Source organism: Chromobacterium aquaticum (assembly GCF_021129195.1).
GTDB classification, from domain to species: Bacteria; Pseudomonadota; Gammaproteobacteria; order Burkholderiales; family Chromobacteriaceae; genus Chromobacterium; species Chromobacterium aquaticum.
Genome location: NZ_JAJOHW010000006.1, coordinates 17,573 through 44,550, shown reverse-complemented (window position 1 = coordinate 44,550; position 26,978 = coordinate 17,573). Strand labels below are relative to the sequence as shown.

The following is a 26,978-nucleotide window of genomic DNA, read 5'->3' as shown; positions in this document are numbered from 1 at the left end:
CGCCAAGGCCCGGCGCCGCGCGCGCCGGCCGCGCCGGACGGCCCCAATATCCAGCAAAGCGAGGGCGGCGCGCTGTCGCAGACCCGCACCTACCCCGACCTGCTCAAGACCGCGTACGACGCCGACCTGCTGGACTACCAATTGCAAAGCCAATTGGCGCTGCTCGGCATGGACGGCAAACTCAGCCTCATCGGCCAGCCGGAACGCTATCTCGGCGTCAGCGGCGCGCCCAACCGCCAATATCTACTGACCACCCGGCTGCAACGCCCCTATTCCACGCTGGTGCCGCTGTCGCGCTTTCCCAAGCGCATCGATGTACTGGATCGGCAGGGACGCATCGTGCGCACCGTGGCCCAGCGGCCGCTGCTGGAACGCATGCCTTCCGGCAATGACGCGGTGGAGGCCGGTCCGCGCGAAGTGGCCTGGCGCGCCGATGCGCCGGCCAGCCTGTTCTGGGTCGAGGCATTGGACGGCGGCGACCCTGGCCGCGCCGCCGCCGAGCGCGACGCGCTCTTTCTGCAAGCCGCGCCCTTCCAGCAAGCGCCGCGCCAATGGCAGCGGCTGGCCAGCCGCTTCGTCGAGATCCGCTGGGGCCGCGGCGACCTGGCCCTGGTGCGCGAACACTGGTGGAAAACCCGGGAATTGAAAGTCTGGCGCGCGCGCCCCGATCAAGACGCCGCGCCGGAACTGCTGAGCAGCCGCAAATCCGAAGACCGTTATAGCGACCCCGGTGAGGCCGCCACGGTCAGCAATGCCAATGGCCAGTTGGTGCTGCAGACCACGCCGGACGGCAAGGCCATCTACCTGCTTGGCGATGGCGCCGGCCCGGATGGCGACCGCCCCTTCGTCGACCGCTACGCGCTGGACGACAAGCGCGCCACCCGTTTGTGGCAATCACAGGCGCCGTGGTTCGAACAAGCGCTGGCGCTGCTGGACGACAAGGCAGGCCAGTTGCTGCTCAGCCGCGAATCTCCGTCGCAGCCGCCCAACCTCTACCGGCTGGAACCAGGCCGGCCGGCCAGCCTGGCCATGCTGACGCATATGCCGCATCCGACGCCGCAGTTGCAGAACGTGGGCAAGCAGTTGCTGCGCTATCGCCGCGCCGATGGCGTGGAACTGACCGCCACCTTGTATCTGCCGCCCGGCTACCAAGCCAAGCGCGACGGCCCGCTGCCGCTGCTGATGTGGGCCTATCCCACCGAATTCAAAACCGCCGCCGCGGCCAGCCAGGTAACAGAATCGCCGTACCGCTTCAACCGCATCAGCTATTGGGGGCCGCTGGCGATGCTGGCGCGCGGCTACGCGGTGCTGGACGACCCCGGCATGCCCATCGTCGGCGAAGGCGACAAAGAACCGAACGACAGCTATCTGCCGCAACTGAAAATGAACGCCCAGGCCGCGGTGGACGAAGTGCTGCGCCTAGGCGTGGCCGACCCCGCCCGCATCGCCGTCGGCGGCCACTCCTACGGCGCCTTCATGACCGCCAATCTGCTGGCGCACACCCGGCTGTTCCACGCCGGCATCGCCCGCTCCGGCGCTTACAACCGCACGCTGACGCCCTTCGGTTTCCAGTCGGAAGAACGCAATTTCTGGCAGGCCAAAGCGGTGTATCAAACCATGTCGCCGTTCAACTACGCCGAGCAAATCAAGGACCCGCTGCTGCTGATCCATGGCGAAATGGACAACAACCCCGGCACCTTCCCGCTGCAGAGCGAGCGGCTGTACCAGGCGCTACAGGGCCTGGGCGCCACCGCGCGGCTGGTGACGCTGCCGGCGGAAAGCCATGGCTACCGCGCGCGTGAGTCGATACTGCATATGCTGTGGGAGCAGGATCGCTGGCTGGAACGTTATCTGGGCCGCGCCAGCGCGGCGAAGACGCCCGGCTGAGCCGCGGGCAAGACAAGGCCTTGCGCTTGAAGCCGCGGCGCGCCCGCTGGCGGCGACAGGCCTAGAGCGGCCTCTCAGGCGGCGGGATCGCGCGCGGCGGCGGACAGCCAGCGCCGCACCGCCGCCTCTTCCTCCTCTGCAAAACCGGCTAGCAGCGCCTCGTCCAGCGCGTGCACCCGTTCGCGGCAACGCTCCAACAAGGCCAAACCCTGAGCACTGACGTCGATGTGGAGGATGCGGCCATGTTCCGCGTGCCGCCGCCGCGTCACCGCCCCTCTCGCCTCCAGATTGCCGACGATCACCGTGACCGTTGGCGCGGTCAGCACCGCGATGCGGGCGATGTCGGCATTGGAACAGCCGGGATAGGACGCCAGCATCGTCAACACCGTGAACTGCGGCGGCGTGATGTCCAGATCGGCCAAGGCCCGCTCCATCCGCAAGCGATGCGCCGCAGCGGCCTGACGCAATAGATAACCCAGGCGCCCTTCCGGCCCGCGTTTGTCCTCGCCCGCCTCCGGCAATGACATTTGCCTATTGCGCATAATGTTAGACCTCTAATATTATCTTAGAACTCTATCATTGCACGGAGCCGTCAAGATGTCATCCGCCCCCAAGCACGCCGCCAAGTGGCTGCCCATCGCCTGGTTCACCATTTTCCTGGTCGGCACCGACTTATTCGTCATCTCGCCGCTGCTGCCGCTGATCGGCCGCGAACTGGGCTATCAACCCGCCTCTCTGGCCGTGCTGGTCAGCGCTTTCAGCCTGACCTACGCCATCGCCTGTCCCTTGCAGGGACGCCTGGCCGAGCGCTGCGGCGCGCGCGGCGTGTTGCTGTTCGGCATCGCGGCCCTCGCCGCCGCCAATGCCTATACCGCGCTGGCCACCAGCCTTGCTCATCTCTTGGCCAGCCGCGTGCTGGCGGGATTCGCCGCGGCCTCCATCTCACCCATGCTTTACGCCCTCGCCGCCGAACATGCCGAAACGGAGCGGCGAGCCTCCCGCATGGCTCAGGTCAATTCCGGGCTGGTGATCGCGCTGGGACTAGGCGCGCCTTTCGGCCTGCTGGTCGGCGATATCGGCAACTGGCGTCTGGTCTTCCTCGGCCTGGCCTCGGCCTTGACGCTGATGCTGCCGCTCAATATGCGCGCCTGGCGCACGGCCGGCGACCCGCCGCCGCGCGCCGCTCAGGGCGCGGCAGCCGCGCCGGAAAGCCTGCTGCAAGCCTGGCCGCATTTGCTCACCATGACCGCCTGGGCATCCAGCGTCTACGCCGGTTACACCTTGTTGGCCACCGCGCTCGGGCGGGAACACGCCGCCGACGCCGGCCACATCGCCGCGCTGCTCAGCAGCTTTGGTTGCGGCGCCGCGCTGGGCGTGCTGCTGGGCGGCAAGATCGCCGATCGCATCGGCTCATGGCCGATGGTGCAAGCCGCCTTGCTGGCGATGAGCGCCATCTTCGCCGCCCTGGCCTGGCTCTGGTCCGCCGCATCGCTGCCGGTACTGGCAGCCGGCCTGTTCTTGCTGGCCTTGAGCGCCTACGGCTTCTTCCCCGCGGCGCAAGCCCATGCCGCGCAACACTTCCCCCGCCGCCGGACCACGGTGCTCGGCATGATGAGCAGCGCCCTCTACCTGGGCATCACTATCGGCGCCGCCGCGGGCGCTCAGCGCTTTCAACACGCCGGCATGCCGGCGGTGCTATGCCTGTCCGCCGTGCTGGCCGGGCTTGGGGCGCTGGCCGCGCGCGCCCACGGCCGGCGGCAAGGCCGCCCAAGTCCGCGCATAGCCTGAGAACCTGTTCAAGGTCTGCTGCGCTTCGTGAGGCGTCGCACGGTGAGTACGAGCTCAAAATGCTTATGTACCACGAGTACATTCCGCTTTTTCGCTCGTTTTCGCCTTGTCTCGCTCCTGCTCGCGAGATCATGAACACGTCCTGTGAAGCGCCGTATCTCGGCCGCGCTCAAGCCGCCAGGCCGCTCACGGCCTGCGCGGCCATGGCCAAACCAACCACCAGCATCAGCCCGGCCGACAGATAAGGCGCGCGCCGCGCCCACTCGCCCACCCCGCCGAAGCGGGCATCAGCCTTGCGCACGCCCCAGGCGGCCAGCAAGCCGACGCTGACCAGCGCCAAGGCCAGGCCCAGGCTGAACGACGCCACCAGGGTCGCGCCCAGGGAAAAATGCTTCAGATGCAGGCATAACAGCAGAATGGTCACCGAGGCTGGGCACGGTATCAGGCCGCCGGTCAGGCCGAACAAGGCGATCTGGACATTGCCGACCTCACGGCCGGCAAAGCGCCGCTGGATCTGCTCGGCGTGAGCCCTCTCATGAGCATCCTGATAAATCGACACCGTTTCCGGCCCACGCCGCAGGCTCTTGGCCGGCCCCACCTCCGCCGCGCGACGATAAGGCCCGGCCTGCGCCGCGTCGAGCGGTGACGTCAGCCGCAGCGGATAATGGTGCGCATGGCCGCCATGAGCCAGCCGCAAGGCCCCGATACGGGCTCCCGCCGGCAACGGCGCGCTCAACAGATACTCCCCCTCGGTTTCGAAACCGGACTCGCCCGCGCGGCCATCCAAGCACCACTCCAGCGTCAGGCCCTGTCCAGCCGGCTTTGCTCGCCGCAGTCCGGCGCCATACTGGTACAAGGCCACGCGCGCGACCGTCCCCGGCAGAAGCACGACCTCCAGCAAGCCGTGCCCGGTATCTATCATGCGGCCGCCATGAGGCGCTTGCCGCATCGCCCGTGCAGCCAGATTATCGCGCCAGGTGCGCCACAACATCCAGCCCGCCACCGTCAAGACCACCACGGCCGAGAACAACATCAAATACGGCTCGGCCTGCTCCGCGATCAGCTGATTGCCGTATTTGAGCGCCAGCCCCGCCAGCAGCCACACGATCAAGGAATGCGACAGGGCCGCGCACAAGCCCAGCAGCACCGCCTGGCCCAGACTGCCGCGGATGGCGATGATGAAGGACGCCATCATGGTCTTGGAATGCCCTGGCTCCAGCCCGTGCAGCGCGCCCAGCAGAATAGCGGATGGAATGAACAGCCAGAGATTGATGTTTCCTTGTTGAATCAGCTCGGCGATTGGCGGCATCTGTGACCTTCTCTACAATGAGTTCCGTTTGGCCACCGCGGCGGGTTCGCATCCACGCCCCGCGGCAGAATGGCGTTCAATATACTATACCCCAGTATATTACCAAGAAAAGGAAACCGCGCGCATGCCGCACACCGTGAAAGACAAGAAAAAGCTATTGACCCGCGTCCGCCGCATCAAGGGCCAGGCCGAAGCGCTGGAGCGCGCGCTGGAACAGGAAGTCGATTGCTCGGCGATATTGCAGCAGATCGCCGCGGTGCGCGGCGCCGTCAACGGCCTGATGATGGAGGTGATGGAGGGCCATCTGCGCGAGCATCTGGGCCCGGACGCGGCCGATCCCGCGCAACGCAGCCGGGACCTGGAACAGGTGGTGGGCGTCTTGCGCTCCTATCTGAAATAAGAGCCCCTGACAAAACCGCGCAGCGCACCTGAACCAAGGCGCGCCGACGCAGACAGTACCAGTAGTGCGACAAGGAGGCGCAACGCAGGATCAGGGGTTTTGTTAACGGGCCTGAGAAACCTGTTTACGATCTGCTGCGCGTCGTGAGACCTCACACGGTGAGTGCCGTTTCGAAATGCTCATGTACCGCTTGTACATTCCGCTTTCTCAACGGTTTTCGCCTTGTCTCGCCCTAGCTCGCAAGATCGTAAACACGTTCTAAGCGCGCAAAAAAATTGGGAGGGCTAAGCCCTCCCATCAAGTCTTGTAGCCAGGAGTGTTACAAGAAATCCTGCGCCGCCGGCCATCCGCCCGCGGCGCGTCAATAAGCGATCGCGCTTATTTCCAGTTCTGCGGCAGCTTGTAGCCCGCGTATTTCTGCTTGGCGTAAGCCTGGAAGGCCGGCGAGTTGTAGGCCGCCACCACATCCTTGGCCCAGGGCTTGCCGGCGTCCGCCGCGCGCACCACGCCCCAGTTCACATAGGCGTAGCTCTTTTCCTGATACACCGCCTCGGTCAGCTTGATGCCGGAGCTGGTGGCGAAATTGCCGTTGATCACCGCGAAGTCCACGTCGCTGCGCGAACGCGGCAGTTGCGCGGCTTCCAGCGGAATGATCTTGATCTTCTTCACATTGACGGCGATGTCGCGCTCGGAAGCGGTCAGCGGATTGATGCCCGGCTTCAGCTTGACCCAGCCCAGGTCGGCCAGCATCACCAGCGCGCGGGCGAAGTTGGACGGATCGTTGGGCGCGGCCACGGTGGAGCCCACCTTGACGTCCTTCAAGGCCTTGACCTTGCCGGCGTAAACGCCCAGCGGCGCGGTCGGCACTTGGAACGCCTCTTTCAGGCTCAGCTTGTGCTCTTTGGCGAAGTTGTCCAGATAGGGCTTGTGCTGGAATACATTCACATCCAGCGCGCCTTCCTGCAAGGCCAGGTTCGGACGCACATAGTCGGTGAATTCCACCAGCTTGACCTTATAACCCTGCTTTTCCAGGATGGGCTTGATCGACTGCTTGACCATATCGCCGAAGTCGCCGACGGTGGTGCCGATCACGATATCCTTCTTGGCCGGGTCCGCCGCCAGCGCCGCGCCGGCCACCGCCAGTCCCAATACCGAAGCCGCCACTGCCTTGATCACGAATCTGCGCATCTGTTTCTCCTGCTTGTCATTGATAGATAAAGGGTTCACCCTGCCGGCGCCAGGTGCCGGCGGATGTCAACGTTTGTCCAGCTTGGCCGCCAGGCGGTTGCCCAGCAGTTGGATGATCTGCACCAGCGCCACCAGCAGCAGCACCATGGCCACCATTACATCGGTCTGGTAACGGTAATAGCCGTAACGGATCGCCAGATCGCCAATGCCGCCGCCGCCCACCACCCCCGCCACCGCGGTATAGCTGAGGAAGCTGATGGTCAGGATGGTCAGGCTGGAAATCAGGCCGGAACGGGCTTCATTGATCAGCACCTTGCAGATGATCTGCAGCGGGCTGGCCCCCATCGCCTCGGCCGCTTCCACCACGCCGCGCGGAATCTCGCGCAGCGTCTGCTCGACCAGGCGGCCGAAATACGGAATCGCGGCGAAGGCCAGCGGCACCGAGGCGGCGATGGGGCCTATGGTGCTGCCCACCAGTACCCGCGTCAGCGGCACCAGCGACACCATCAGAATGATGAAGGGGAAGGAACGCACCAGGTTCACCGTCCAGCCCAGCACGCCGTTCAGCGCGCGGTTGGCGAATTGCTGACCCGGCTGGGTCAGATAGAGCACGATGCCGAGCGGACCGCCCAGCAAGATGGCGGCGCTCAAGCCCAGGCCCAGCATCACCATGGTTTCCTGCAGCGCCTGCCAGATCTCCGGTCCCATGCTCACCAGGTTCTGCACGGCTTCGTTCAGGGTTGCGGCATCCATTACGCGGCCTCCAGCAGCGAGCGCGCCAGATCGGAATCCGCCGCCACGACATTGTTCGACACTTCCACCACTTCCACCACCCGGCCGGCGTCCAGCGCCGCCGCGCGGTGGCAGATCGCCCGCACCACGCCCATTTCATGGGTGACGATGACGATGGTGACGCCAAAGCGCTGATTGATGTCCTTCAGGCACTCCAGCACCGCCTGGGTGGTTTTCGGGTCCAGCGCCGAGGTCGGCTCGTCGGCCAGGATCACCTTGGGATTGGGCGCCAGCGCGCGGGCGATGCCGACACGCTGCTTCTGGCCGCCGGACAATTGCGCCGGGTAATGGTTGGCGCGGTCCAAGAGGCCCACCACTTCCAGGCATTCATTGACGCGCTTGTCGATATCCGCCTTGGACCAGCCGGCCACTTCCAGCGGAAAGGCGACATTGCCGGCCACGGTGCGGTTGGCCATCAGATTGAATTGCTGGAACACCATGCCGATGTTCTGGCGCGCGCGGCGCAGCGCCTTGGCGGACAAGCTGGTCAGGTCTTCGCCGTCGACGATGACCGCGCCGTGGTCCGGGCGTTCCAACAAATTGATCAGCCGCAGCAAGGTGGACTTGCCGGCGCCGGAAAAACCGATCAGGCCGAAGACTTCACCCGGGCGGATGGTCAGAGAGGTTTCCGTCACCGCGTCGAACCAGCCACCCTCGGGGTGGCGAAACCGCTTGCGGACATTCTGTAGATGAATCATTCCAAACACTCCAAAAGCACAAGGCCCGCCGATTGGAGCCGGCGGGCCTTGCATGGGAATCTTCGGAATCACTGCTGAATCGAGATTGCTGTAAGCAGATGCTGGATCACGTCCTGGGTCTGCTTACCCACGCTTTAGCTGTTTTACGCCCGCAAGCTGTGTTCAAATCGGCGACTAAATTTGTTTATGATTGAACATCTATTTTCGTTTCCAGTCAATACCCGCCACCCAAAAAAACCGGTATTTGTCGCATCCGACGCCAAAGTCGCCATCTTTTAATACTAGGGGTTATAAGCAAATAAGCAAAGCACGCGCGCCCAAAGCGCCAGCACAATAAAAAACCGCCGTCAGCAATCGCTGGCGGCGGTCCATTTGGCCTTGCGCCGAACTTACTGCGCGTCGGCCAAGCCTTGCTTGCCCATGGTGACGCTGTACTTCTGGCGCAGGGTATCCAGATAGCTGGACAGCTGGGCATTGGCGTTCATCTCGCCCAGGATGGCGCCCAGCTGGCCACGCTCGGCCTCGCTGGCGGCCGGAGCCGGGATCACTTTGTCGATGCGATAAAGCGCGTAATCGCCGTTGTCGCGCTTGGCGCCGGCGAAAGCCGGCAGCTTGCCCGCCTGGGTGGCGAACACCGCGCGCGCATCGGCGATCGGCAGACCGGCCGGATCGCGGCGCAGCACGGTCTTGGCTTCGCCCCAGGCCTTGCCCTCGCCCTTGCCCGCCTTCAGCTCGGCCAACAGCGCCTGCCCCTTTTTCTCGGCCAGCTTGGCGCCTTCCTTGGCCACCAGCTCCGCCTTGATCGCGTCGCGCACCTCGTCCAGCTTCTGCTGGCGTTCCGGCTGATGATCGGCCACGCGCAGCACCAGCAGGCGGCCATTGCCGATGTCCACCGGCTCGCTATTGTGCTTTTTCTTCAGCACGTCTTCGCTGAACGCCGCTTCCAGCACTTTCGGGCTGTTGAGCAATGCGTCCGTCGCCGGCTTGTCGCGCCCCAGCCAATCCGAATGCTGCGGCTGCAGCTTCAGCTGTTCCGCGATCGCTTTCAGCGAATCGCCCTGCTGATAAGCCAGTTCGGCCAGCTTGTCCGCCTGAGCGCGGAACAGGCTGCCGGCCTGCTGACGCTGCAGCTTCTCGGCGATCGCCGCCTTGACCTCGGAGAAGTCGCGCGACTTCACTTCCGCCAGCTTGATGATGTGATAGCCGAAGTCGGTGGTGATCACCTCGCTGATCTGGCCCGGCTGCATGCGGAACACCGCGTCGTCGAAGGGCTTGACCATCATGCCGCGATCGAAGAAGCCCAGATCGCCGCCATTGGCGGCGGAGCCCGGGTCTTGCGACTTGGCCTTGGCCAGCTCGGCGAAGCGGGCCGGATTGGCGCGCACTTCCTTCAGCAAGGCCTCGGCCTCGGCCTTGATCTTGGCCTTTTGCTCCGGCTTGGCGTCCTTGGGCACGGTCAGCAGAATGTGGGACGCGCGGCGCTGTTCATTGCTGAACTCGGCCTTGTGCTGTTCGTAGTACTTCTGCAGCTCGGCGTCGCTGGGCTTGACGCTTTGCGCCAAGGCGTCCTGGGACAGCAGCACGTAGTCCAGCTTCACCTGCTCCGGCAGGCGGAAGCGCTTGGCGTTGGCGTCGTAGTAAGCCTTGAGCGCAGCGTCGTCGGTCTTGACCTCAGAGGCGAAGTCCGCCGGCTTCAGCAGCAGCGCGCGCACTTCGCGGCCCTCGCCCAACAAGCCGGCCAGGCGGCTGACCACGGTATTCGCGACGAATTCGGTGCCGGCGATGCCGGTCAGCTGGCTTTGCAGCACGATGTCGCGCTTGATCTGGGTCTCGAAGGCCTCGGGCGACGGATAGCGGTTCTGCAGGAATTCGCGGTAGCGTTCCGGGCTGAATTTGCCGTTGTCCTGGAAGGCTGGAATGGAGGCGATGACTTTGCGCAACTGCTCGGGGCTGACGGTGACGCCACGGTCATGCGCGTCGGACAGCAGCAGCTCTTGGCGAATCAGGTTTTCCAGCGCGGCCTGGCGGCTGGCGGAATCGGTGGGCTGGCCTTCCAATGCCCGATCCAGATCGCGCTTGTAAATCTTGGCGGAACCCACCTTGGCGAGATAAGGGTCGTCGGAAGCTGCTTCATAACTGCCTACGCCGAAGCCCACGAAGGTCAACGCGACAGCTCCCAAGACAACCTGAATGAAGACTTTATTGTTCTGGACAAACTCGAACATGGCGATTGGCTTGAGCCACCCTTGTCAAAAAAAAAGGTGAACGCTGTAGTTCGTTCACCTTTTTGTGAGTTCTGGCGGAGCGGACGGGACTCGAACCCGCGACCCCCGGCGTGACAGGCCGGTATTCTAACCAACTGAACTACCGCTCCGGACTGTGGTGGGCGTTGACGGAGTCGAACCGCCGACATTCTGCTTGTAAGGCAGACGCTCTACCAACTGAGCTAAACGCCCCTCGAAACACCTTGCCAGCCCTTAGAGGCTGCCAAGGCCGCTAATTATAGCGCGTCTTTCAGTGCCTTGCCAGCACGGAACTTCGGCGAACGTGCTGCCGGGATCTTGATGGTTTCGCCGGTTTTCGGGTTGCGGCCGCTGCGTTCTGCGCGCTCGCCAACGTAGAAAGTGCCGAAGCCCACCAGCGTCACGGTGTCGCCCTTTTTCAGAGCGTCGGTTACAGCAGCCACCATGCCATCCAGCGCCTTGGCGGCGGCAGCTTTGGAGATATCGGCCTCAGCGGCAATAGCATCAATCAGTTCAGACTTGTTCACGTAAGTCCCCTTTCGTCGTTCTCGGTCTACGTAATTCGGATAAAAACCGCTTGCTTTATAGCAAGGGCGAAATCCTTGTGTCAAGCGGCTTTGACGGGCATTTTGCCATTTCGCAAACCCGCTGGAAAGCCGCTTGAACACAAGTTATTCAACGTTCGGCTAAGGCCATGATTCTTAATGCTTCATCACGGACACGCCTTGCGCTGCCTCCTGCGTCGCTCGCAACTCCTCCGCCGGCTTTTCTTCTTCCGACAAAGGCTCCGGCTGTCGCTCCAACGCCAAGGCCAAGACTTCGTCTATCCACTTAACGGCATGGATTTCGATTTTATGCTTGATATTGGCGGGAATTTCAACCAAATCTTTTTCATTGCCCTTGGGGATCAACACATGCTTGATCCCGCCGCGATGCGCGGCCAGCAGCTTTTCCTTCAGGCCGCCGATGGGCAGCACTTCGCCGCGCAGCGTGATCTCGCCGGTCATCGCCACATCGGCGCGCACCGGAATGCCGGTCAGGACGGACACCAGGGCCGTGGTCATCGCGATGCCGGCACTGGGGCCGTCTTTCGGCGTCGCCCCTTCCGGCACGTGGATGTGCATATCGCTCTTCTCGTAGAAGTCCGGCTTGATGCCCAGCGAACGCGCGCGACTGCGCACCACGCTCATCGCCGCGGTGATGGATTCCTGCATCACCTCGCCCAGCTGGCCGGTGCGGATGATATTGCCCTTGCCCGGCAGCGACACCGCCTCGATGGTCAGCAATTCGCCGCCCACCTCGGTCCAAGCCAGGCCGGTGACCTGGCCGATGCGGTTCTCGTCCTCTGCGATGCCGTAATCGAAACGGCGCACGCCCAGGTATTTGTCCAGGTTGCGGCCGCTGACCGTCACCTTGGCCGCCTTGCCGGCCTTCAGCGAGGCGCTGGTCACCACCTTGCGGCAGATCTTGGCGATTTCGCGGTCCAGGCTGCGCACGCCGGCTTCACGGGTGTAGTAGCGCACGATGTCGCGCAGCGCGGTCTCCTGCACCGCCAGCTCGCCTTCCTGCACGCCGTTGGCCTTCATCTGCTTGGGCAACAGGTATTTGGTGGCGATATTGACCTTCTCGTCCTCGGTGTAGCCGGCGAGGCGAATGATCTCCATCCGGTCCAGCAGCGCCGGCGGAATGTTCAGCGAGTTGGCCGTGGCCACGAACATCACATCGGACAAGTCGAATTCGACTTCGGCGTAATGGTCGATGAAGGAGTGGTTCTGCTCCGGGTCCAAGACTTCCAACAGGGCCGACGACGGATCGCCGCGGAAGTCCGCGCCCATCTTGTCCACTTCGTCCAGCAGGAACAAGGGGTTCTTCACCGCCGCCTTGCTCATGTTCTGCAGCACCTTGCCCGGCATCGAGCCGATATAGGTGCGGCGATGACCGCGGATCTCGGACTCGTCGCGCACCCCGCCCAGCGCCATGCGCACGAACTTGCGGTTGGTGGCGCGCGCCAGCGACTGGCCCAGCGAGGTCTTGCCCACGCCCGGCGGTCCCACCAGGCACAGAATGGGCGCCTTGAGCTTGTCGACGCGCTGTTGCACCGCCAGGTACTCCAGAATGCGTTCCTTGACCTTTTCCAGGCCGAAGTGATCCTCGTCCAGCACTTCCTCGGCCTTGGCCACGTCCTTGCTGATCTTGGTCTTCTTCTTCCACGGCAGCTCAAGCAGGGTGTCGATGTAGTTGCGCACCACGGTGGCTTCCGCCGACATCGGCGACATCATGCGCAGCTTCTTGAGCTCGGACATCGCCTTTTCGCGGCCTTCCTTGCTCATGCCGGCGGCCTTGATCTTGTTTTCCAGCTCGTCGAGGTCGCTGACCTCGTCCATCTCGCCGAGCTCTTTCTGGATCGCCTTGACCTGCTCGTTCAGGTAGTACTCGCGCTGGCTCTTTTCCATCTGCCGCTTGACGCGGCCGCGGATGCGCTTTTCCACCTGCAGGATGTCGATCTCGCCTTCCAGCTGCGACATCAGATGCTCGAGGCGCTGCTGCACATCGAACATCTCCAGCACTTCCTGCTTCTGCTCCAGCTTCAGCGGCAAGTGGGCGATGATGGTGTCGGCCATGCGGCCGGCGCGGTCGATGCCGGCCAGCGAGTTCAACACCTCGGGCGGGATTTTCTTGTTCAGCTTGACGTACTGCTCGAACTGGGCGAGCAGCGCGCGGCGCATCGCCTCGGTCTCGGTCGATTCCTCGGCCTCCGGGCTCAGCGGCTTGAAGGCGCCGACGAAGCATTCGTCCTCTTCGCCCACCGATTCGATCATCGCGCGCTGGCGGCCTTCGACCAGCACCTTGACGGTGCCGTCCGGCAGCTTGAGCATCTGCAATACCGAGGCGATGGTGCCGACCTGATACAGGTCGTCGGCGGACGGCTCGTCCTTGGAGGCCGAGCGCTGGGCCACCAAGAGGATTTGCTTGCCCTCGTCCATCGCCAGCTCCAGCGCGCGGATGGATTTGGCGCGGCCGACGAACAGCGGGATCACCATATGGGGGAAGACCACCACGTCGCGCAGCGGCAGCAATGGCAGCGTGGCTTCTTCTTTGAGTTCTGCGGGTTGCGGCATATCACCTAACCTTGCTTATGAAACAATGCTTGGGAGATGGGGGGCGGACGACAAAATTCAACACCCCCATACTAAATCAGATTTCCGGCTCTACAAATAAAAAACCGCCCGGTTTGGGCGGTCTCCGGAAGCGCGGCGGTCTATCAGGCCGACTGCGCCTTATCGTCCTTGTCGCGATAGATGAACAGCGGCTTGTCGCCCTTGTCGATAACCTTTTCATCTACCACCACTTTTTCCACGTCGGCCATGGACGGCAGCTCGTACATGGTGTCGAGCAGCGCCCGTTCCAGAATGGAACGCAGGCCGCGCGCGCCGGTCTTGCGGTTCAGCGCCTGCTTGGCGATCACGCGCAAGGCGGACGGACGCACTTCCAGCTCCACCGACTCCATCGAGAACAGCTTCTGGTACTGCTTGATCAGCGCGTTCTTCGGCTGGGTCAGGATGGTGACCAGCGCTTCCTCGTCCAGCTCCTCCAGCGTCGCAGCCACCGGCAGGCGGCCGATCAGTTCCGGAATCAGACCGAAACGGATCAGATCCTGCGGCTCCACTTCCTGGAACAGCATGGACAGGCTCTTGCCGTCGTCCTTGGAGCTGATGTCGGCGCCGAAGCCGATGCCGCCCTTTTCCGAGCGCTGGCGAATGATCTTCTCCAGCCCGTCGAAAGCGCCGCCGCAAATGAACAGGATATTGGTGGTGTCCACCTGGATGAATTCCTGATTCGGATGCTTGCGGCCGCCCTGCGGCGGAATCGAGGCCACGGTGCCCTCGATCAGCTTCAGCAGCGCCTGCTGCACGCCCTCGCCCGATACGTCGCGGGTGATGGACGGGTTTTCAGACTTGCGCGAGATTTTGTCGATCTCGTCGATGTAGACGATGCCGCGCTGGGCCTTGTCCACGTCGTAATCGCACTTCTGCAGCAGCTTCTGGATGATGTGCTCGACATCCTCGCCCACATAACCCGCTTCGGTCAGCGTGGTGGCGTCGGCGATGACGAAGGGCACGTCCAGCAAACGCGCCAGCGACTGGGCGAGCAGGGTCTTGCCGGAGCCGGTCGGGCCGATCAGCAAGATGTTGCTCTTGGCCAGCTCGACCTCGTTCTTGCTGGCCGGGCTGTTCAGACGCTTGTAGTGGTTGTACACCGCCACCGACAGGGTCTTCTTGGCGAAGTCCTGGCCAATGATGTACTGGTCCAGGTCCGCGCGGATTTCCTGCGGCGTCGGCAGCGGACGGTCTTCGGAGACGGACGCGGCATCGCCGACGCCCTTCTCCAGCTCCTCGCGAATGATGTCGTTGCACAGCTCGACGCATTCATTGCAGATGAAGACCTGCGGCCCTGCGATCAGGCGCTGGACTTCATGCTGGCTCTTGCCGCAGAAAGAGCAGTAGAGAAGCTTTTCATTGCTGTTCTTGTCAGCCATTGGCGGATTCCATCGCTCCTTAAGCTGTCACGTCCTTGTGGGACGTCAGCACTTTGTCGATCAAGCCGTAAGCCTGTGCCTCGTCGGCGGACATGAAGTTGTCGCGCTCGGTGTCGGCCACCACGCGCTCCAGCTGCTGGCCGCTATGCTTGGCCAGCAGTTCGTTCATCTTGGCCTTGACCTTGACCAGTTCACGCGCATGGATTTCGATATCGGTGACCTGGCCGGACAGGCCGCCGCCGTACAGCAGCGGCTGGTGAATCATCACCCGGCTGTTGGCCAGCGCGAAACGCTTGCCCGCGGCGCCGGCGGCGAGCAGGAAAGCGCCCATGCTGGCGGCCTGGCCGATGCACAGGGTGGAGACATCCGGCTTGATGAAGTTCATCGTGTCGTAAATGGACATGCCCGCGGTAATCGACCCACCCGGCGAGTTGATGTAGAAGTGAATGTCCTTGTCCGGGTTTTCCGACTCAAGGAACAACATCTGCGCCACAACCAGGTTGGCCGACTCATCCGTGACAGGGCCCACCAGGAACACGATGCGTTCCTTCAGCAGACGCGAGTAGATGTCATACGCGCGCTCGCCGCGGCCGCTTTGTTCCACCACCATGGGCACCAGGCCCAGACCTTGAGGTTCCATCATCGATTTCATCGGCCACTCCAGCTGTTATCAGGCGTTGTTGCCCATCAGGGCGTCGAAGGACAATTCTTTCTCTACAACATTGGCCTTGGACAGCACAAATTCAACCACATTGTCTTCCAGGACCATGGAGGTCGGGCCTTCCAGGCGATCCGGGCTGGCGTAGTACCAGGTCAGCACTTCAGCCGGATCTTCGTAGCTGTCGGCGAACTCGGTGATCATGGCCTTGACTTGATCCTGCTTGGCTTCCAGCTTGTTGGATTCCACTACTTCGGACAGGATCAGACCCAGGGCCACGCGGCGCTCGGCTTGCTGAGCGAACAGTTCCGGCGGGAACGGCATGTCCTTGACGTTCATGCCGCGCTGTTGCAAGTCGCGACGGGCCTGCTCGACCAGACGGCCGATTTCCAGGCTGACCAGGGCTTTCGGCAGTTCGATCTCGGTGGCGTCCAGCAGCGCCTGCATCACGTTTTCCTTGGTGCGGGCCTGCAGGCGGCGCTTCACTTCGCGCTCGACGTTCTTGCGGATTTCGGCGCGCATTTTTTCCACGTCGCCGTCGGCGATGCCCAGTTGCTTGGCGAACTCATCGTTCACTTCCGGCAGCACGGCTTCAGCCACGTTCTTCAGCAGGATCTCGAACACGGCGGTTTTGCCGGCCACGTCCTTGCCATGGTAGTCCTCGGGGAAGCTCACTTCCACGCTCTTGATCTCGCCTTCCTTCATGCCGGTGACGCCGGCTTCGAACTCGGCCAGCATCTGGCCCTGGCCCAGCACGAAGGGGAAGTTCTCGGAAGAGCCGCCTTCGAAGGCCACGCCGTCGATGGCGCCCTTGAAGTCGATGATCACGCGGTCGCCGGCGGCGGCTTCGCGCTCAACGCGGTTGTAGCGAGTGCGCTGCTTGCGCAGGATGTCGATGGTTTTCTCGATCTCGGCATCGCTCACCGGGGTCAGCGGCTTCTCGATTTCCTTGCCGGCCAGTTCGCCTACCTTCACTTCCGGGTAAACCTCGAAAGTGGCGGCGAACTTGAAGCTTTCCTTGTCGTCGCCGGCGGCCACCGGCTCAAAGCGCGGGTAGCCGGCAACGCGCAGCTTCTGCTCGCTCACGGCGGAGTAGAAACCCTGTTGAACCTGTTCACCCATCACTTCTTCACGCACCTGGGCGCCGTAGTTCATTTCCACGATCTTCAACGGAGCCTTGCCCGGGCGGAAACCTTGGATCTTGGCGTTGCGGGCTACGCGCTTCAGGCGCTCGGCCACTTGCGCGTCGATGGCTGCCAGCGGCAGGGCGATGTTCATGCGGCGCTCAAGATTGCTCAATGTTTCCAGCTGTACTTGCATGTTAAATCCTTAGTGTGTGACAGGTTTAGTCATCTGGGACGGTACGACGCCACGGATAGGCGGACTCGGCGGGCATTGCCGCATCTCCATTACCGCACCTCCAAGTGGCGCTGCGCGGAGTTACACCGCGCACCCAACGCGAAAGCGGACAGTATAGCACGCGGCCCGCGCTGGCAAGTAGCCGCCCGGCCAGCCCGGCGTCACGGCCAGCGCAGGACGGCGGGCTCGTCGCGGGCGCCGCCGGCGCCGCGCGCAAGCCAAGTTTTTGAATCGACGGATGAATGCGCGCGTGATTTTGAACAGAGACAGGTCAGGCCGATAGGCCGGCGGCGACACGCTGATAAAAGATTTCAATCAGCGATGTTGAATATTCCAATCAAGCGAACGCTTAACCTTGCCCCGCCGCTCTTGTATATTGTCAGCCGAAACGCCCGCGCCCGGCGCGCGCGCTGTCCGAAAGAGTCCGCTCTTGGATTCCGGCGGACAGGCACCATACTTCAGAACTGAACGACTCAACCACGGCTCCAATCAGGCCGTCCGGTTCGACGCAATCGGTTTCATTACCCGCTTTTCACACAGGAAAACATCATGACCACGACTCGCCACAGTCCCCTGCTGATTCTGGGTTCCGGCCCCGCCGGCTACACCGCCGCCGTTTACGCCGCGCGCGCCAACCTGAAGCCGGTGCTGGTGACCGGCCTGGCGCAAGGCGGCCAGCTGATGACCACCACCGACGTGGACAACTGGCCTGCGGACGCGGCCGGCGTGATGGGCCCGGAACTGATGCAGCGCTTTCAGCAGCACGCCGAGCGCTTCGGCACCGAGATCCTGTTCGACCACATCCACACCACCCATCTGCACGAGAAGCCGATCCGCCTGGTCGGCGACGCCGGCGAATACACTTGCGACGCGTTGATCATCGCCACCGGCGCCTCGGCCAAATACCTGGGCCTGGCCTCCGAAGAAGCGTTCAAGGGCAAGGGCGTGTCCGCTTGCGCCACCTGCGACGGCTTCTTCTATCGCAACCAGGACGTGGCGGTGATCGGCGGCGGCAACACCGCGGTCGAGGAAGCGCTGTACCTGGCCAATATCGCCAAGCACGTGACCCTGATCCACCGCCGCGACACCTTCCGCGCCGAGAAGATCCTGATCGACAAGCTGATGGACCGCGTCAAGGAAGGCAAGATCAGCCTGAAGCTGAACGCCACCCTGGACGAAGTGCTGGGCGATGATTCCGGCGTCACCGGTCTGCGCCTGAAGTCCATGCAGGACGGCAGCACCGAAGAGATCAAGGTGCTGGGCCTGTTCGTCGCCATCGGCCACCAGCCCAACACCGAGATCTTCAAGGGCCAGCTGGAAATGGACGGCACCGGCTACCTGATCACCAAGAGCGGCCGCGAAGGCAACGCCACCGCCACCAGCGTGGCGGGCGTGTTCGCCGCCGGCGACGTGCAGGACCACATCTACCGCCAGGCGGTGACCAGCGCCGCTTCCGGCTGCCAGGCCGCCCTGGACGCGGAACGTTATCTGGACAGCCTGAAGTAAACACTTGAAAGCGTTCAAAAAAGCGCTGCAAGGCCTGCGCCAGCAGGTGCGCGATTCCCGCGCGCCGGCTGGCGTTTCCGTTTCCGCCGCCCCGCCGGCCGAGCCGGAACCGGACTTCCGCCAGCTATTCCGCGACGTCAAGCCGCTGAAACCGGATGGCCGCCATACCAGCCCGCGCGCCAAGCCCAGCCCGCACCCGCGCCGCCGCCACGCCCACGAGACGACGTCGGAGGCGGTGCAGCAGGCCTTGTTGCAGCAGATGGTGGGCTGGTTTGAACCGGCCGAGATCGACGCTCATTTCGCCCGTCCAGGCATGCCCTCCGCCACGCTGAAGAAACTGCGCGCCGGTTTCTGGCCGGTCAGCCGCCAGCTCGACCTGCACGGCTGCGACCGCTACCAGGCCCAGGATGCGCTGGCGCTGTTCCTGCACCAGGCGCGGCGCCACGGCCCTTGCGTGCGAGTGATACACGGCAAGGGTTTCGGCTCCAACGGCCAGCCGGTGCTCAAGCGCATGGTGCGCGCCTGGCTCAAGCACCACCCCGATGTGCTGGCCTTTTGCGAGGCCGGCGAAACCATGGGTGGCGCCGGCGCCTTGCTGGTGCTGCTGCGCCGCGAACACGCGCCGTGAAAATTTCGTTACCCATTCCCATTGTCTAACCGGGCGGGAATCCGCTAATCTCAAGACAAGGCGGACGCACCACCCAGTTCCACCACAGGAGTTATTGCATGTCCGGCACTGCTTGCCCCGACTTCACCCTGCCCGGCACCGCCGGCGTCTCGTTTCAGCTGTCCTCCAGCCCAAAGCCGCTGGTGATCTACTTCTACCCCAAAGACAACACGCCCGGCTGCACCAATGAAAGCATGGACTTCCGCGATCTCCATGCCGAATTCGCCGCGGCCGGCGCCGTCGTCGTCGGCATTTCCCGCGACGGCCTGAAGTCCCACGAAAACTTCAAGGCCAAGCTGGAGCTGCCGTTTGAACTGCTGTCCGACCAAGAGGAGACCGTCTGCAATCTGTTCGGCGTCATCAAGATGAAGAATATGTATGGCAAACAAGTCCGAGGCATTGAGCGCAGCACCTTCGTGATTGACCGGAACGGCGACATCGCGCGCGAGTGGCGCGGCGTCAAAGTGCCCGGCCACGCCGCGGCGGTGCTGGACTTCGTCAAGACGCTCTAAAAAACCGCGTCGGGGCCGGCCGGCTTCCGGGCCGCCCCGCGATAAAACCAGGGGATCATCATGGCCAGCCGCAAAAAAGTCAGCGCCAGCAAGCTGTTTGTTCTCGATACCAACGTATTGCTGCACGACCCCACCTGCTTGTATCGCTTCGAAGAACACGATGTGTTCATCCCCATCATCACGCTGGAAGAACTGGACACCCACAAGAAGGGCATGTCCGAAGTGGCGCGCAACGCCCGTCAGGCCAGCCGCTTCCTGGACGAGATCGTCAGCGGCGCCGAAGCGGAGATCGAATCCGGCATTCCGCTGAAGAGCGCCAGCCGCGACGCCGCCACCGGCAAGCTGATCCTGCAGACTCAGGCGATACACAGCGTGCTGCCGCCGTCGCTGCCGGTGGGCAAGGCCGACAACCAGATCCTCGGCATCGTGATGGCATTGAAGGAGCTGCAGCAAGGCCGCTCGGTGATCCTGGTGTCCAAAGACATCAATATGCGCATCAAGGCCCGCGCATTGGGCCTGGACGCGGAAGACTACTTCAACGACAAGGTGCTGGAAGACACCGACCTGCTCTACACCGGCACCCGGGAAATCGACGAAAGCTTCTGGGAGCGCAACGGCAAGGACATGAAGTCCTGGCAGGAACAGGGCCGCAGCTACTACCAGGTCAAGGGCCCGGACGGCCAGAACCTCTACGTTAACCAGATGCTGTGGCAGGAAGGCGCCCAGCCGCTGCAGGCGCGCGTGACCCAGGTGGAGGGCAAAACCGCGGTGCTGCAGACGCTGAAGGACTACAGCCACCACAAGAACAATGTCTGGGGCATTACCGCGCGCAACCGCGAGCAGAACTTCGCCCTCAATCTGCTGATGGACCCGGAAGTGGACTTCATCACCCTGCTGGGCCAAGCCGGCACCGGCAAGACCCTGCTGACGCTGGCCGCCGGCCTGGCGATGACGCTGGAACAGAAGCTGTACTCCGAAATCATCATGACCCGGGTCACCGTGCCGGTGGGCGAGGACATCGGCTTCCTGCCCGGCACCGAGGAAGAAAAGATGGCGCCGTGGATGGGCGCGCTGGAGGACAATCTGGATGTGCTCAACAAGAGCGACGACGACGGCGGCGACTGGGGCCGCGCCGCCACCCGCGATCTGATCCGCTCCCGCATCAAGGTCAAATCGCTGAACTTCATGCGCGGCCGCACCTTCCTGAATAAATACCTGATCATAGACGAGGCGCAGAACCTGACGCCCAAGCAGATGAAGACCCTGATCACCCGTGCCGGCCCCGGCACCAAGGTGGTCTGCCTGGGCAATATCTCGCAGATCGACACGCCCTATCTGACCGAGGGCAGCTCCGGCCTGACCTATGTGGTGGACCGCTTCAAAGGCTGGGAGCACTCCGGCCACATCACGCTGCAGCGCGGCGAGCGCTCGCGGCTGGCCGACCACGCGGCCGAAGCGCTGTGATGCATCCTCGCCTGGAACTGCTGCATCAGGCTCCGGCAACAACGGCGGCGCGAGACGCGCCGCCGTTGTTGTTCGTGCATGGCGCCTTTTGCGGCGCCTGGTGCTGGCGGGAGAATTTCATGCCCTGGTTCGCCCGACAAGGCTACGATTGCTGGGCGCTGAGCCTGGAAGGCCACGGCGGCAGCGAGGGTCGGGACTACCTGGCCGCGATCGGCGTCGACGATTATGTGCGCAATCTCGACACAACGCTCAAACAACTGCCGGCCGCGCCGGTGATGGTCGGCCATTCCATGGGCGGCTTTGTCGCTCAGCAATACCTGAGCCGCCACAAACTGCCCGGTGCCGCCTTGCTGGCCTCGGTACCACCCGGCGGGCTCGCCTCGTCCAGCCTGCGGCTGCTGACGCAGGCGCCGGCGCTATTCCTCAAGCTCAATATGTACCAGCACGGCCTGTACGACCCGGAGTTCGTCGAACTGAAAGACATGCTGCTGTCGCCGGATGCGCCGGAATCGGCGGTGGAACTGCTGATCAGCCGCTGCCAGCAGGAAAGCCAGCGCGCCTTGATGGACATGACCCTGGTCAATCCGCTGGCCAACCGGCCGCTGGCGAAGATGCCGGCGCTGGTGCTGGGCGCGGCCGAGGACAAGCTCGTAGGGCCGGAAGACGTGGTCGCCACCGCGCGGCGGCTGGATGTGGCGGCGGACATCCTGCCCCATCTCGGCCACATGATGATGCTGGACACGCGCTGGGAGAGCGCGGCGGAATGGCTAGCCAGCTGGCTGGAACGGCAGTTTCCGGAAGACTGGAATCAGGCGCTCAGCGCCTGAGAACCTGTTTACGCACTGCTGCGCGTCATGAGACGTGGCGAGGTGAGCACCGCTTCGGAATACTCATGCGCCACGGGCACATTCCGCTTCCTCAGCTGTTTTCGCCTTGTCTCGCCCTAGCTCGCGAGATCGTGAACAGGTTCTGAAACCCCACAATAAAAAAAGCGGCCTAGGCCGCTTTTTCAGTCACCCCGCCGTCTCAGGCGCGGGTATCGATATTCTGCCCCAGATGGGCCGGATTGCTGGCCTGGGCCTGTGCCATAGTGTCGGACGCGCCTTGCACCAAGCTCAAAGCCGACTGCGACTGCGCCGACATGGCTTTTTTCAATGCGTAGATCTGGATGCTGTTGGACACGCCCTGCCCACTGATCTGACTCAATCCATCCATACTTCGCCTCCCTCTGAAACACGCACAATGCGCATGGCTATAGTCTAGACGCATCATCGCCGGCTGTCATCGCTGAATTTAGTCTTTTGTATCCAATACACTACAGCCCTGGGCCACGATGCGACGCGGACGGCATAATACCGGACGCCCCCCGCATTCACCGAGACCGCGTCCATGCGTTTGCACAGCCTTTCCCTCACTCATTTTTCCCTGATCCACCAAGCCTTCACCCAGGCTTTCGACGACTATCTGGTACCGATGCGGATGGACGAAGAACAGCTGGCCGCCATGCTGCACCGTCGCGGCTGGCGGCCTGAACTCAGCGTCGGCGCCAGGCAAGGAGATGCTCTCGTCGGCCTGTGGCTGGCCGGCATCCATTGCGATGAGAGCGGCCCTGCCGGCTATTGCATCGCCACCGGCGTGCTGCCGGCCGCGCGCCGTCGGGGTCTGCTGCAGGCGATGGCCGCCGCGGTGAGCCAGCGCCTGGCCAGCCGCGGCATCCGCCGCCAACGGCTGGAAGTGATCGCCGACAACGCCGCTGCGCTGGCCGCCTATACCGGCCTCGGCTTTCAAGCGCATCGCCGGCTGGACTGTTACCGCATCGAACAAGCCATCGTCGCGCCACCCGGCGACTGGACGCTGCAACACGGCCAGCCGGAGAAATGGCCGTGTTGGGAGCTGGATTTCGAACCGGCAATACCCAATAGCCGCGACAGCCTACAACGGGCGCGGCCGCCGCTGAGCTTGCTGACCGCGCGGCGGAATGGTGCCCTGATCGGCTATGCCCTGCACTCCAGCGCCGGCGACATCGCAGAACTGGCGGTGCGCCCCGACTGCCGACGCCGTGGCGTCGCCCGTTCGTTGCTGGCCGCGACGCAAGCGGCCATCGGCGCCGAGCGCCTCGGCTGCAACAATATCGACGCCGCCGATCAGGCGATGGCCAACTTGCTGCGCGGCTGCGGCGGCCAGCTGTGGCTGTCGCAATGGGAGATGCGCCGCGCTTGACCGTGCGCATGCCATAGCGGTAACATCAAACAAATGTTTGCTAAACGGACAAATGTTTGATGACTGAGCGGGAACAACAAATCCTCTCTCTGCTGCGCCTGGATCCGCTGATCCCGCAGCAGGAGCTGGCGGATCAACTGGGCATCAGCCGCTCGGCGGTGGCCGGGCACATCATGAATCTGGTGCAAAAGGGGCATATCCGCGGCAAAGGCTACATCCTGGCCGAGCAGCGCTATATCGCCGCCGTCGGCGGCGCCAATATGGACATTGTCGGCAGCGCCGCCGCTGAACTGCGCCACGGCGACTCCAATCCCGGCCAGGTGCGCTGCTCGCCCGGCGGCGTGGCGCGCAACGTCGCGGAAAATCTGGCGCGGCTCGGCGCCGACTGCCGGCTGGTCTCGGTGGTGGGCGACGACATCCACGGCCGTTCGCTGCTGGAGGCCACCCAGCGCGCCGGCGTCGACGTGCGCGGCTGCCTGACGCTGCCGGACGCCGCCACCTCCACCTATCTGTCCATCCAGCAGGCCGATGGCGACATGGCGCTGGCCATCAACGACATGGACATCCTCAAGCGGCTGACGCCGGAACGGCTGCAAGCGCAGCGCGAGCTGGTGCGCCACGCCGGCGCGGTGGTGGCCGACACCAATCTATGCGCCGACGCGCTGGCCTGGCTGATCGCCGAAAGCGGCGATAAGCCGCTGTTCATCGATCCGGTCTCCGCGTTCAAGGCCGAGCGCATCCGCCCCTGGCTGTCGCGCATCCACACCTTGAAGCCCAACCGTCTGGAAGCCGCCGCCTTGTCCGGCCTGCCGCTGGAACGCCCGGAACACGCGCCGGACGCCGCGCGCTGGTTCCATGGCCAGGGCGTGCGCCGCGTGGTGCTGAGCATGGCCGGCGCCGGCATCTATTACAGCGGCGAAGCCGGCGATGGCTGGCTGGACGCGCCGGACTGCGCCATCGTCAACACCACCGGCTCCGGCGACGCGCTGATGGCCGGCCTGGCCTGGGGCTGGCTCAATGAGCTGCCGCTGGCGGACAGCGTGCGCTTCGCCCGCGGCTGCGCCGCGCTGACGCTGTCCTCCGCCGCCACCAACAACCCTTCACTGTCGCGCGCGGCGGTGGAAGCCTATCTGAACGCCTGATCTCGTCATCAACTAAGGAGCACGCAATGCACAACGCCCATCTCGACATCCATCCCGAAGTCGCCGCCGCCCTGGCCGCCAACCGCCCGGTGGTGGCGCTGGAGTCCACCATCATCTCCCACGGCATGCCCTATCCGCAGAACGTGGAAACCGCGCTGCAAGTGGAAGCGGAAATCCGCGCCCACGGCGCGGTGCCGGCCACCATCGCCATCATCGACGGCCGCTTGAAAGCCGGCCTGAGCGCGGACGAGATCGAATACCTGGGCAAGGGCGGTCGCGACATCGCCAAGGTCAGCCGCCGCGACCTGCCCTTCATCGTCGCCGGCAAGCGCAGCGGCGCCAGCACCGTGGCCACCACCATGATCATCGCCGCGATGGCCGGCATCCGCGTATTCGCCACCGGCGGCATCGGCGGCGTGCACCGCGGCGCAGAGCGCAGCTTCGACGTGTCCGCCGATCTGCAGGAACTGGCGCAAACCCCAGTGGCCGTGGTCTGCGCCGGCGCCAAGTCCATCCTGGACCTGGGCCTGACGCTGGAATACCTGGAAACCCATGGCGTGCCGGTCATCGGCCATCGCTGCGACCACCTGCCGGCCTTCTTCACCCGCGACAGCGCCTTCAAGCTGGACCACCGTCTGGACGAAGCCGCCGACATCGCCGCCACGATGCAGGCCAAGTGGCAGCTGCAGCTGCGCGGCGGCGTGGTGGTGGCCAACCCGATTCCGGAGCAATACGCGATGCCGCGCGACAAGATCGACGCCGCCATCGAGCAGGCTCTGGGCGAGGCCGAAGCGCAAGGCGTGGCCGGCAAGGAATCCACCCCCTTCCTGCTGGCCCGCGTCTGCGAACTGACCGGCGGCAACAGCCTGGCCGCCAACATCCAGCTGGTGCTGAACAACGCCCGCCTAGCCTCGGCGATCGCCGCGCGCTACTGCGAGCTGAGCGCCGGCTAAGCGCCTCGCGAGCAAGAACGACACATTGAACCGGCTTTTAACGCCGGCTTGACGGCGGTGCGGATTGGGGCTGTAATCCTCTGCCCCAACCCACCACCGCCGCAATGAGCCACCCCCTTAGCGATACCCCGCTGGAAAACTGGCGCCAACGCCTGATCCAGTTGCTGCTGCAACAGCCGGGCGACGACGACGGCGCCCACGACCTCAACCACTTCCACCGCGTCTGGGCCTGCGCCCGCCAGTTGCTGGACGCCCACCCCGAAGCCGACGCGCTGACCGTGCTGGCCGCCTGCTATCTGCATGACCTGGTCAACCTGCCCAAGAACCACCCGGAGCGCCATCTAGCCTCGCGCCAGGCCGCCACGCGCGCCCGCGCGCTGCTGGCCGCCGACAACTTTCCGCAGCACAAGCTCGACGGCGTCGCCCACGCCATCGAAGCGCACAGCTTCAGCGCCGCTATCGCGCCGCAAAGCCTGGAGGCGCGCATCGTGCAGGACGCCGATCGCATGGACGCGCTGGGCGCCATCGGACTGGCGCGGCTGTTCTACACCGCCGGCCGCATGGATTCCGCGCTGGCCCACCCGCTGGACCCTCAGGGCGCAGACCGCGAGCTGGACGACCGCCGCTGGGCGCTGGACCATATCGAGGTAAAACTGGCTAAATTGCCAGGCATGATGCAGACCGAGGCCGGCAGGAGGATGGCGGAGCAGCGGCTGCAAGCGCTGTTCGAATTCCGCCGGCAATTCTGCCAGGAATGGCTGACCGGCTAAGCTCAGACTCGCCACAGAACTCGCTAAGCCAATGATAGTCAAACAAAAATAGTTCTAGTTTGGAAACTATCAATACGATGACAAAACCATCGGCATGGCGCAAAATATCCGCACCCCACCCCCGAGTTCAAGCATGATTCTGAAGCTGCAACGCAATACCCAAGGCCGCGACTGGGCGGTAGGCGATATCCACGGCTGCTTCCGTCAACTGTCGCGGCTGTTGAAAATGGCCGCCTTCAATCCCACATGCGACCGGCTGTTCTCGGTCGGCGACATGGTGGACCGCGGCGCCGACAGCGCCGCGGTGCTGGAGTGGCTGACGCAACCGTGGTTCCACGCAGTGCGCGGCAATCACGAGCAATTGGCAATCGATTCGCTGCTGGGCGACAAACAGGCTGAGATCCGCCACGTCAACAATGGCGGCTCCTGGCTGCTGGCCCTGCCCACGGCGCAGCGACTAGCCTGCCTCGCAGCCTTTCAGCGCCTGCCCTACGCGATAGAGATCGCCGACGGCGCTGGCGGCAAGATAGGCGTGGTGCACGCCGATTGCCCGGACAATGACTGGGACGCCCTGGTCGCGGGTCTGGAAAACGGCACTCTGCCGGACGCCAGCCGCAACACCGCGCTGTGGTCGCGCGAACGCGCGCGCAATGGCCGCGGCGGCGTGGTCAGCGGCGTCGAGCTGCTGCTGGTTGGCCATACCCCGCAGACCAGCGCCACTCGTTTTGACAATGTGCTGAACCTGGACACCGGCGCGGTCTACGGCGGCAAGCTGACCTTGTTTTGCCTGAATGATTTCGTCGAATTATCGCTGCCCAGCGAAGAGCATGGGCTGATGGAGTTCCAGCTGCATTGAACGGGCCGCTGGCGCGCCGTGGCCGGGAT

Annotated in this window: 25 protein-coding genes and 2 tRNA genes; 13 read left to right on the top strand and 14 right to left on the bottom strand. The window is 63.9% G+C overall.

Features of this window, described 5'->3' with window-relative positions; all coding sequences use genetic code 11:
• The coding region (locus LQT98_RS00955) for an alpha/beta hydrolase family protein (protein ID WP_231460801.1) at positions 1-1,887 on the top strand (1,887 nt) is incomplete at its 5' end.
• Between the two features lie 74 nt (positions 1,888-1,961).
• Here the strand turns inward: LQT98_RS00955 and LQT98_RS00950 are convergent.
• Complete coding sequence (locus LQT98_RS00950; protein ID WP_231460800.1) at positions 1,962-2,414, bottom strand: MarR family winged helix-turn-helix transcriptional regulator; 453 nt, start codon at positions 2,412-2,414, stop codon at positions 1,962-1,964.
• 70 nt (positions 2,415-2,484) lie between these two features.
• Between LQT98_RS00950 and LQT98_RS00945 the strand changes: the two genes are divergently transcribed.
• Positions 2,485-3,675: an MFS transporter gene (locus tag LQT98_RS00945; protein ID WP_231460799.1), complete on the top strand. Its 1,191-nt coding sequence runs from the start codon at positions 2,485-2,487 to the stop codon at positions 3,673-3,675.
• Between the two features lie 169 nt (positions 3,676-3,844).
• On the opposite strand, the gene LQT98_RS24000 is transcribed toward LQT98_RS00945, so the two are convergent.
• Positions 3,845-4,984: a HoxN/HupN/NixA family nickel/cobalt transporter gene (locus LQT98_RS24000; RefSeq protein WP_269325882.1), complete on the bottom strand. Its 1,140-nt coding sequence runs from the start codon at positions 4,982-4,984 to the stop codon at positions 3,845-3,847.
• A gap of 124 nt (positions 4,985-5,108) precedes the next feature.
• Between LQT98_RS24000 and LQT98_RS00930 the strand changes: the two genes are divergently transcribed.
• A complete protein-coding gene (locus LQT98_RS00930; RefSeq protein WP_048411117.1) occupies positions 5,109-5,384 on the top strand; it encodes a metal/formaldehyde-sensitive transcriptional repressor in 276 nt (91 codons plus the stop codon).
• A 378-nt stretch (positions 5,385-5,762) separates the two neighbouring features.
• Here the strand turns inward: LQT98_RS00930 and LQT98_RS00925 are convergent, their stop codons facing one another.
• The 11 genes from LQT98_RS00925 to tig form a co-directional block, all read right to left on the bottom strand.
• Positions 5,763-6,572: a MetQ/NlpA family ABC transporter substrate-binding protein gene (locus LQT98_RS00925; RefSeq protein WP_048411020.1), complete on the bottom strand. Its 810-nt coding sequence runs from the start codon at positions 6,570-6,572 to the stop codon at positions 5,763-5,765.
• Between the two features lie 66 nt (positions 6,573-6,638).
• Complete coding sequence (locus tag LQT98_RS00920) at positions 6,639-7,325, bottom strand: methionine ABC transporter permease (RefSeq protein WP_048411021.1); 687 nt, start codon at positions 7,323-7,325, stop codon at positions 6,639-6,641.
• Positions 7,325-8,062, bottom strand: a complete 738-nt coding sequence (locus LQT98_RS00915) for a methionine ABC transporter ATP-binding protein (RefSeq protein ID WP_048411022.1) — start codon at positions 8,060-8,062, stop codon at positions 7,325-7,327. Before LQT98_RS00915 ends, LQT98_RS00920 begins: the two co-directional genes overlap by 1 nt.
• Before the next feature lie 389 nt (positions 8,063-8,451).
• Complete coding sequence (locus LQT98_RS00910) at positions 8,452-10,287, bottom strand: SurA N-terminal domain-containing protein (RefSeq protein WP_231460798.1); 1,836 nt, start codon at positions 10,285-10,287, stop codon at positions 8,452-8,454.
• 72 nt (positions 10,288-10,359) lie between these two features.
• Positions 10,360-10,436, bottom strand: a tRNA-Asp gene (locus LQT98_RS00905).
• A 6-nt stretch (positions 10,437-10,442) separates the two neighbouring features.
• Positions 10,443-10,518, bottom strand: a tRNA-Val gene (locus tag LQT98_RS00900).
• Positions 10,519-10,562: 44 nt separating this feature from the next.
• Positions 10,563-10,832, bottom strand: a complete 270-nt coding sequence (locus LQT98_RS00895) for an HU family DNA-binding protein (RefSeq protein WP_043572292.1) — start codon at positions 10,830-10,832, stop codon at positions 10,563-10,565.
• Positions 10,833-11,006: 174 nt separating this feature from the next.
• Complete coding sequence (gene lon / locus LQT98_RS00890) at positions 11,007-13,424, bottom strand: endopeptidase La (RefSeq protein WP_048411024.1); 2,418 nt, start codon at positions 13,422-13,424, stop codon at positions 11,007-11,009.
• Positions 13,425-13,567: 143 nt separating this feature from the next.
• Positions 13,568-14,842: an ATP-dependent Clp protease ATP-binding subunit ClpX gene (gene clpX / locus LQT98_RS00885; protein ID WP_048411025.1), complete on the bottom strand. Its 1,275-nt coding sequence runs from the start codon at positions 14,840-14,842 to the stop codon at positions 13,568-13,570.
• 19 nt (positions 14,843-14,861) lie between these two features.
• On the bottom strand, positions 14,862-15,494 hold the full coding sequence (gene clpP / locus LQT98_RS00880; RefSeq protein ID WP_269325881.1) for an ATP-dependent Clp endopeptidase proteolytic subunit ClpP: 633 nt from the start codon (positions 15,492-15,494) through the stop codon (positions 14,862-14,864).
• Between the two features lie 18 nt (positions 15,495-15,512).
• Complete coding sequence (tig, locus tag LQT98_RS00875; RefSeq protein ID WP_231460797.1) at positions 15,513-16,820, bottom strand: trigger factor; 1,308 nt, start codon at positions 16,818-16,820, stop codon at positions 15,513-15,515.
• A 588-nt stretch (positions 16,821-17,408) separates the two neighbouring features.
• Between tig and trxB the strand changes: the two genes are divergently transcribed.
• The 5 genes from trxB to LQT98_RS00850 all read left to right on the top strand — a co-directional run bounded on the left by trxB (position 17,409) and on the right by LQT98_RS00850 (position 21,835).
• Positions 17,409-18,365, top strand: coding sequence for a thioredoxin-disulfide reductase (trxB, locus tag LQT98_RS00870; protein WP_048411028.1), 957 nt, complete (start codon positions 17,409-17,411; stop codon positions 18,363-18,365).
• A gap of 4 nt (positions 18,366-18,369) precedes the next feature.
• Entirely contained in the window at positions 18,370-18,993 is a 624-nt protein-coding gene (locus LQT98_RS00865) for a Smr/MutS family protein (RefSeq protein WP_231460796.1), read from the top strand.
• A 98-nt stretch (positions 18,994-19,091) separates the two neighbouring features.
• Entirely contained in the window at positions 19,092-19,544 is a 453-nt protein-coding gene (locus tag LQT98_RS00860) for a peroxiredoxin (RefSeq protein WP_048411030.1), read from the top strand.
• A gap of 60 nt (positions 19,545-19,604) precedes the next feature.
• On the top strand, positions 19,605-21,008 hold the full coding sequence (locus tag LQT98_RS00855; protein ID WP_231460795.1) for a PhoH family protein: 1,404 nt from the start codon (positions 19,605-19,607) through the stop codon (positions 21,006-21,008).
• Complete coding sequence (locus tag LQT98_RS00850) at positions 21,008-21,835, top strand: alpha/beta hydrolase (protein ID WP_231460794.1); 828 nt, start codon at positions 21,008-21,010, stop codon at positions 21,833-21,835. The genes LQT98_RS00855 and LQT98_RS00850 overlap by 1 nt, the downstream gene beginning before the upstream one ends.
• Before the next feature lie 199 nt (positions 21,836-22,034).
• Here LQT98_RS00850 and LQT98_RS00845 read toward each other — a convergent pair whose 3' ends face one another.
• On the bottom strand, positions 22,035-22,223 hold the full coding sequence (locus LQT98_RS00845) for a putative motility protein (RefSeq protein ID WP_166450753.1): 189 nt from the start codon (positions 22,221-22,223) through the stop codon (positions 22,035-22,037).
• A 174-nt stretch (positions 22,224-22,397) separates the two neighbouring features.
• On the opposite strand from LQT98_RS00845, the gene LQT98_RS00840 reads away from it, so the two are divergent.
• From LQT98_RS00840 to LQT98_RS00820, 5 genes are all read left to right on the top strand, one after another.
• Positions 22,398-23,228 carry a GNAT family N-acetyltransferase gene (locus LQT98_RS00840; RefSeq protein WP_231460793.1) on the top strand — a complete coding sequence of 277 codons (831 nt, stop codon included), beginning with the start codon at positions 22,398-22,400 and terminating at the stop codon, positions 23,226-23,228.
• A gap of 59 nt (positions 23,229-23,287) precedes the next feature.
• A complete protein-coding gene (locus tag LQT98_RS00835) occupies positions 23,288-24,370 on the top strand; it encodes a PfkB family carbohydrate kinase (RefSeq protein ID WP_231460792.1) in 1,083 nt (360 codons plus the stop codon).
• Positions 24,371-24,396: 26 nt separating this feature from the next.
• On the top strand, positions 24,397-25,323 hold the full coding sequence (locus LQT98_RS00830) for a pseudouridine-5'-phosphate glycosidase (RefSeq protein WP_231460791.1): 927 nt from the start codon (positions 24,397-24,399) through the stop codon (positions 25,321-25,323).
• Between the two features lie 104 nt (positions 25,324-25,427).
• On the top strand, positions 25,428-26,093 hold the full coding sequence (locus tag LQT98_RS00825; protein ID WP_231460790.1) for an HD domain-containing protein: 666 nt from the start codon (positions 25,428-25,430) through the stop codon (positions 26,091-26,093).
• Between the two features lie 133 nt (positions 26,094-26,226).
• On the top strand, positions 26,227-26,949 hold the full coding sequence (locus LQT98_RS00820) for a metallophosphoesterase (protein WP_231460789.1): 723 nt from the start codon (positions 26,227-26,229) through the stop codon (positions 26,947-26,949).
• Positions 26,950-26,978 lie beyond the last annotated feature (29 nt).

Excerpts from the sequence above, each read along its gene's own strand:
- LQT98_RS00950 (WP_231460800.1), bottom strand. The coding sequence starts at position 2,414 with ATGTCATTGCCGGAGGCGGGCGAGGACAAACGCGGGCCGGAAGGGCGC.
- LQT98_RS00945 (WP_231460799.1), top strand. The coding sequence starts at position 2,485 with ATGTCATCCGCCCCCAAGCACGCCGCCAAGTGGCTGCCCATCGCCTGG.
- LQT98_RS24000 (WP_269325882.1), bottom strand. The coding sequence starts at position 4,984 with ATGCCGCCAATCGCCGAGCTGATTCAACAAGGAAACATCAATCTCTGG.
- LQT98_RS00930 (WP_048411117.1), top strand. The coding sequence starts at position 5,109 with ATGCCGCACACCGTGAAAGACAAGAAAAAGCTATTGACCCGCGTCCGC.
- LQT98_RS00925 (WP_048411020.1), bottom strand. The coding sequence starts at position 6,572 with ATGCGCAGATTCGTGATCAAGGCAGTGGCGGCTTCGGTATTGGGACTG.
- LQT98_RS00920 (WP_048411021.1), bottom strand. The coding sequence starts at position 7,325 with ATGGATGCCGCAACCCTGAACGAAGCCGTGCAGAACCTGGTGAGCATG.
- LQT98_RS00915 (WP_048411022.1), bottom strand. The coding sequence starts at position 8,062 with ATGATTCATCTACAGAATGTCCGCAAGCGGTTTCGCCACCCCGAGGGT.
- LQT98_RS00910 (WP_231460798.1), bottom strand. The coding sequence starts at position 10,287 with ATGTTCGAGTTTGTCCAGAACAATAAAGTCTTCATTCAGGTTGTCTTG.
- lon (WP_048411024.1), bottom strand. The coding sequence starts at position 13,424 with ATGCCGCAACCCGCAGAACTCAAAGAAGAAGCCACGCTGCCATTGCTG.
- clpX (WP_048411025.1), bottom strand. The coding sequence starts at position 14,842 with ATGGCTGACAAGAACAGCAATGAAAAGCTTCTCTACTGCTCTTTCTGC.
- clpP (WP_269325881.1), bottom strand. The coding sequence starts at position 15,494 with ATGAAATCGATGATGGAACCTCAAGGTCTGGGCCTGGTGCCCATGGTG.
- tig (WP_231460797.1), bottom strand. The coding sequence starts at position 16,820 with ATGCAAGTACAGCTGGAAACATTGAGCAATCTTGAGCGCCGCATGAAC.
- trxB (WP_048411028.1), top strand. The coding sequence starts at position 17,409 with ATGACCACGACTCGCCACAGTCCCCTGCTGATTCTGGGTTCCGGCCCC.
- LQT98_RS00860 (WP_048411030.1), top strand. The coding sequence starts at position 19,092 with ATGTCCGGCACTGCTTGCCCCGACTTCACCCTGCCCGGCACCGCCGGC.
- LQT98_RS00855 (WP_231460795.1), top strand. The coding sequence starts at position 19,605 with ATGGCCAGCCGCAAAAAAGTCAGCGCCAGCAAGCTGTTTGTTCTCGAT.
- LQT98_RS00850 (WP_231460794.1), top strand. The coding sequence starts at position 21,008 with ATGCATCCTCGCCTGGAACTGCTGCATCAGGCTCCGGCAACAACGGCG.
- LQT98_RS00845 (WP_166450753.1), bottom strand. The coding sequence starts at position 22,223 with ATGGATGGATTGAGTCAGATCAGTGGGCAGGGCGTGTCCAACAGCATC.
- LQT98_RS00840 (WP_231460793.1), top strand. The coding sequence starts at position 22,398 with ATGCGTTTGCACAGCCTTTCCCTCACTCATTTTTCCCTGATCCACCAA.
- LQT98_RS00835 (WP_231460792.1), top strand. The coding sequence starts at position 23,288 with ATGACTGAGCGGGAACAACAAATCCTCTCTCTGCTGCGCCTGGATCCG.
- LQT98_RS00830 (WP_231460791.1), top strand. The coding sequence starts at position 24,397 with ATGCACAACGCCCATCTCGACATCCATCCCGAAGTCGCCGCCGCCCTG.
- LQT98_RS00825 (WP_231460790.1), top strand. The coding sequence starts at position 25,428 with ATGAGCCACCCCCTTAGCGATACCCCGCTGGAAAACTGGCGCCAACGC.
- LQT98_RS00820 (WP_231460789.1), top strand. The coding sequence starts at position 26,227 with ATGATTCTGAAGCTGCAACGCAATACCCAAGGCCGCGACTGGGCGGTA.